3 protein-coding genes are annotated in these 5,802 nt (G+C 38.0%); all 3 read right to left on the bottom strand.

Annotation, left to right across the window (positions count from 1 at the left end; translation table 11 throughout):
• Positions 1–37 precede the first annotated feature (37 nt).
• The gene (locus Q0256_RS05085; protein WP_297960699.1) at positions 38–2,569 is read right to left on the bottom strand and encodes a DEAD/DEAH box helicase family protein; all 2,532 of its coding nucleotides are present in this window, start codon (positions 2,567–2,569) and stop codon (positions 38–40) included.
• Positions 2,566–4,383 carry a site-specific DNA-methyltransferase gene (locus Q0256_RS05080; protein WP_297960695.1) on the bottom strand — a complete coding sequence of 606 codons (1,818 nt, stop codon included), beginning with the start codon at positions 4,381–4,383 and terminating at the stop codon, positions 2,566–2,568. The genes Q0256_RS05085 and Q0256_RS05080 overlap by 4 nt, the downstream gene beginning before the upstream one ends.
• A gap of 121 nt (positions 4,384–4,504) precedes the next feature.
• Positions 4,505–5,668, bottom strand: coding sequence for a sugar transporter (locus Q0256_RS05075; RefSeq protein ID WP_297960692.1), 1,164 nt, complete (start codon positions 5,666–5,668; stop codon positions 4,505–4,507).
• Between the last annotated feature and the right edge of the window lie 134 nt (positions 5,669–5,802).

Here is a 5,802-nt window from a genome sequence, read left to right as displayed (position 1 = left end):
CCGCAAAGTAATTTATAGATTATGCGGCGGATTTTAATTACTCTAAATCTAAAACTTCTTTAAATTTCAAGCCAAATTCTTTTTCATAATTTCTATTATAAAATTTCGGCGCGGCGGTGATTAGATATTTACGTCCTTTCTCGTTTCGCAGTAGTTTTTCGCTAAAAATTCGCTCCAAAAATTCCTCTTTCCACCTGTCATTCGCCATAAAGCCGTCGCCTTTAGGCTCGATAAATATTTGATAATTCAGCTCCTCTCCGCTAAGGCTTTTGCAAAATAGCAAAAAATCGGGCTCGAAAGCCTGCCCCTTTTCGTCATAAATTTTTAGCTCCCTCTCGTTTCGCACAAGATAAATTTCACTAAATTTTTGCGAAATTTCGTTTGCATGCTTAGCGAAAAACTCTACGAAAGCCTTCTCTTCACTCGTACCGTAATTTGCATTAAATGCATACCATTCTTTATCGCTTACAACCCCTTCTTGCCCATCTGTTCGTTCATCATTTTTAGCGATATTTAGGCTTTTATCCTTAAAAATTTCATTAAATTTTTTACTTTTATATTCACTCGCCTTATATTTTGAAATTGTTTCAAAATTATCTTTTATATGCCTTAAAAGCTTTTTTGCGGCAGCTAGATACTCATCGCTAGAAATAACCCTCTCATCGGTATCGCTTATAAAATTTACGCTAAATTTATCCTCCAAAAGTTTTAAAAACTCGCTTGTAGATTTTATATCGGTAAAATTTGCTTGCAAATTTTCAAAGTAAAAATACTCATCCGCGCTCATCGCTACCCTCAAAATATGCCGTGGAATTTTCTTTTCTTTAAGTATTTTGCGTGATTTAGCAGTTAAATTTTCATCATTAAACACAACCTCCTTAAAGACCAAATTTGACCCAAGCGTAAAATCTATTTCCTTTGGTATCTCTTCAAATTTAGCCTTATCATATCCCATCAGAATTTTGTCGTTATGCCACACAAGAGCGTTTTTATAAAAGCTAGTCGCCTTAAAGCTATCCTTTAGCTTAAGCTCCTTGCGAACCATATCTTCATCATAAATTCCAACATCCCTTAAAGCCGTCTTTAGCTCACTTATATACCTACTATCATTGCTTGTGTGATAATAAATTTCCTCTAAAATTCTTAGTTCATTATCTACGTCTTTATCGAATTTCCTTTTAAACTTATCATCTTCGCTGTTTATTTTAAATGGAAAATATCTAGCCCCTCGTCCGATTAGCTGAGCTTCGCTTATGGTTGTTTTACCAGGCTTACCGTTTCTACCGTCTCTGCTATCATAAAGCCTAACAATATCAAAAAGGTTTAGCACGTCCCAGCCCTCATTTAGCTTATTTACAGCAAATATCGCTCGCACTGGATTTTGCTCGTCCTCAAGAGAGTTTAAAACAATCTGTTTTTCCTTTACCTCGCTTTCGTTATTTACGTTTAGGCAGTTTTGTGGTTTGAAATTTTGTCTTATCCTTTGTGCTAGATTATCGCTTGAAATCCCATTGGCGTCAAAAAATTTAAAAGCCTTAGCTAGCGTTTCATCTTTGATTTCGTTCCTAAATTTATCTACAAAATTTGCGTCCGCTTCGTCTACAAGCCGCCTAAATTTCTCTTCATTTTCGTTTGATTCTTTTATAGTTTTTGACTTAAATAAAATTACGGGCTTTAAATTTATATCATGATTTGCAGCCAAAACACCTCTATATAAATTAAAAATAACAGCACTCATCATCTTATTTTCATCGCTCATATCACTTTTAAAAAGCTCGATTTCCTTTGAGTATCCCTGCTCTCTAAATGCCTTTAAATCATATTTATAAAGTACTTTGTCTTTATATTTTTCAGCGATTTCTACACTCTCATAATCCAAAGTCGCACTAAATTCAAGCAAAAGATTTTTAGAATTTATTTTTAAAATTTTAGCAACCGTGTTTTCCCAACTTGGTGTTTGGAACTCTTCTAGAATTTCAGTATTATTCTTTGTGTCAGCACTTAGATGATGAGCTTCATCGGCAATCAAAACGATATTTTTATCTGCCAAATCCTCAAATGTAACTGCATTTTCTCTTGGCGAATTTAGGTCTGAGTGTAGCTTTTGGATTGTGCAGAATTTGATATTTATCTCATTTTCGTTTTGTATACCCTCAAAATTCTCGCACTCTTTTATAAAAATTTCCTTACTGTTTATAAAAATTCGCTCAGTAAAGAGATATTTATTAGAATTTGCGTTTAAGAAATTTTCTTTCGTCTTTTTGATGATATTGTCGCTATTTACGAAAAATATAAAATTCTTATATCCTTTCTCAAAAAGATAAAGTATAAGCCCAGCCATAACAAGCGTTTTACCGCTTCCAGTCGCCATATTAAACATCGTATGAAGAGGCAACTGCGGCTTACCGTTAAAGTCGTTTTCATATAAAAGAATAAATCTCTTAAATGCCTCTTTTTGATACTCTCTAATCGTAAATTTTAAATTTTCGCTCACGCTTTTTGGTAAATTTGCGGCTTCAATCCCACGCTTTCCAAACTCGCCAGTTAAAATTTCATGCAGGAATTTCATTTTCTCTCTCCGTAAAAGCTGGCGCTCGCTTCTTTTTCGTCATCCGAGATTTCAAAGTCCGCATCATTAATAGAGCTTAAATTTACGTAAAGTTGATTTTTGTCTAAAAACTCATCTAGTATCCGCTTTTGCTCATCTAGACTTAAAGTCTCAAACTCGTCTATGTTTTTGCTAAATTTTTTCATATCGACCTTGTAGCTTAAAAATGCGTTATTATCTATCTCTTTAAAAATTTCTAGCATCTCTTTTTTATTTTTTGCTTTAAGGATTTTTTCTTTAAAAAGTTCATTGTGCTTTTTAAGCTCAAAATATACGAATTCGCCGCCGCCTTGCCAATCTAAAGCCCTGCTTACGCCACCTTGTTCGCCCTCAATCACATTTTTAAGCCTCTCTTTGGTTATCGTTTCTATGTAATCCATCTGCTCGATAGCGATAAATTGCCTATTCATTTTCATCGCAACCGCCGCAGTCGTCCCGCTTCCAGCAAAGAAGTCAAGGACTATGTCGTTTTCGTTTGTTGAACTTTGTATAATTCTTTGAATCAATTTTTCAGATTTTTGTCCTTTTACTTCATCTGTTCCTAACATTTTAGACACAGATTCACCAGAGTAGCTAACTATTGCAATACTATTTAAATCGTCATATTCGTTTGCATTCCATACATCTTCAATAGGATATCTTTTAATTCTAGTATCAAAATTTATTTTATTATAAATATTACTGATTTGCTTTTTATCCATATCGTAATCACATAATATGTCCGTAAGTTTATTCTTACTAATTAATTCCTTAAAATTTGAATTATCTATATATATTTTATTAAAGAACATTTTATTTTTATTTTTTGAATAGAATAAAATAGAGTCATGATTTCTAACATAATTACTTACTCCTGTTTTATATCCAGACAGCCAACCTATTCTCCAAATAACCTCTCTTTGAAAATTTTCTAAACCAAAAATTTCATCCATTAGAACTTTACAATAATGGACTTCATTGTAATCTAAATTTACATAGATACTGCCATCCTCTCTTAAAAGTTCCCTTGCTATTTCAAGGCGATTTTTCATAAAAACAAGCCAAGTGGAGTGATTAAAACTATCGTTGTAGTTAAAGCTATCGTTACCAGTGTTATAAGGCGGATCTATATAGATAAGTTTTACGCGCCCAGCAAATTCCTTTTTTAAAGAGTGTAAAGCCAAAAGGTTATTGCCTTTTATTAAAAGATTATCGGTGATAGTATCTTGCGGCAGATTGCGAGCGAGATTAATCTCGGCATTACGATTAAATTTATTTACTAAGCCGCCTTTAAGCTGCGTGGAACTGACTGACTGACTTTGACGGCTGATACGCTCGAATGCAGTTAGAACTTTTGGATCGCAAAGTTGGGTTATCTCATCTCTAGCTAAAATTTCATTAAAAAATATCTCGTTACCCTTATCATCGTCATGGCTTGCACCGCCTTCTAGAACGCAGTCTTTATAAGGAAAATTTAACACGACTTCGCTACTTTTACCGATAAATTTATCTTTACTAGAAAGTCCGATTTGGTTTTTAAAGCTTGTAAAGCTATCCGGCATAAAGCTCTTTAGCTCCAAAAAATCACAAAATTTATTTTGCATAAATACCGTTGCTCCGCTAATTTCTTTAAAAAATTCGCTCTTTATCGTTTCATTTCCTAACAAAAGAGATAAAAGCTCGCCGTCAAAACTTCTAGCTCGCTCCAAAGCGACCCACTTTTTTATCTCGCCTTTTTCATCTAAAAGATCGTTTTGCGCCTTTAGGCACGACTTTAGTTCATCATAAATTTTCATATTTTCTCCTTTTATTTTAGCTCGACCCAATCTTTTACCGTGTTTAGCGAGGTTTTAAGCGGGACGAAGGCTTGTAAAATTTCTTGCGTCATTTTGTGCCATCTTTAGTTTTTTGCTCGCTCTATTTTTTCTCCGCGAATTTCACGCTTGCATAGAGGTAGCTTGCAAGCCCTAGTGCGCCCAGTATCGCGCCCGCCTCGCCTATGTGTTCAAGCCCGAATTTCGTTGCGATCTGATGCCCCAAAAGCGCTCCGCCGCCGATGCCTACGTTATATATCGCCGAGTAGATCGATATCGCGACGTCGGTAGCATCGGGAGCCAGCGCCAAAACCCTAATCTGCAAACAAAGCCCAAAGCCGGAAATACCTATACCCCAGACGAAAGCCGCGAGCAGCAGCGCCGCGCTCTCTGCGACAAAGATTTTTAGCGTTAGCGCCGAGGCTAGGATAAAAAGGATCGAGCAGATCAAAAAAGCGTTCGCAAATGAGCGGTAAAGCTTTGAAAAAAGCATGCTAGCGGCGATGCCCGAAGCGCCGAATGCAAGCAGGACGTAGGTTACGAAGTGATCGCCTGCGGGATTAAATTTCGCCACGAAGGGCTCGACATAGCTGTAGGTCGTAAAATGCGCGCCTACGATCAAAAACGTCAGCAGATACAAAGCAAGCAGCATAGGGCGCTTTGCAAGCATCGGCAGGCTCGCAAGAGAGCCCGCGCGCCTGCTTGGCAAAAACGGTAAAATTTTCCAAAGAAACAGCGCCTCCGCCGCCGCAAGCGCGCCGATCGCAAAAAACGTAATCCTCCAGCCGAAAAGCTCGCCGACCACGCGCCCCAAAGGAAGCCCCAAAACCATCGCCAGCGAGGTGCCCAAAGCCAGCATGCCGATGGCCTGAGAGCCTTTATTTATCGGCGCTACGCGCACGACGAGCGATGAGGTGATCGACCAAAAGATCGCGTGCGAAATCGCGATGCCAAGGCGCGCAATTACCAAAACGGCGAAATTCCACGCAATGGCGGCCAGGACGTGGCTTAGCGTAAACAGTACGAAAAGCCGCAAAAGTAGCCTCTTACGCTCAAGCTTTGAGGTTAGCAGCATCAGCGGCAGTGAGAGGATACTCACCGCCCACGCGTAGATTGTGATGATTAGCCCCGTGCTCGTAACGTCCATACTAAAATCCGCCGCGATGTCGCTTAGCAGCGCCACGGGGATAAATTCCGTCGTGTTAAAAATAAAGGCGGCAAACGCCAGCGCGATAACTCTCGTGTAGGCGATTTTATGAACGTTCATCGGTTTTCTCTCCGGCTTTTTAAATTTGGCTTTAAGTTTAGCATATTTAGCGGTTTTTAGCTTTTCGAGTTCTACTAGGAATTTTAAAATTTTAAAATTCCGCGTCGTATATACGTGCCACGCCTTAGGCTAAA

The organism is uncultured Campylobacter sp. (assembly GCF_937949835.1).
Taxonomy (GTDB): Bacteria; Campylobacterota; Campylobacteria; order Campylobacterales; family Campylobacteraceae; genus Campylobacter_B.
The sequence above is the reverse complement of the archived record's forward strand: the minus strand, read 5'-3'. Positions and strand labels throughout refer to the sequence as shown.

Coding starts and splice junctions, on each gene's coding strand:
- Q0256_RS05080 (WP_297960695.1), bottom strand. CDS start 4,383: ATGAAAATTTATGATGAACTAAAGTCGTGCCTAAAGGCGCAAAACGAT.
- Q0256_RS05085 (WP_297960699.1), bottom strand. CDS start 2,569: ATGAAATTCCTGCATGAAATTTTAACTGGCGAGTTTGGAAAGCGTGGG.
- Q0256_RS05075 (WP_297960692.1), bottom strand. CDS start 5,668: ATGAACGTTCATAAAATCGCCTACACGAGAGTTATCGCGCTGGCGTTT.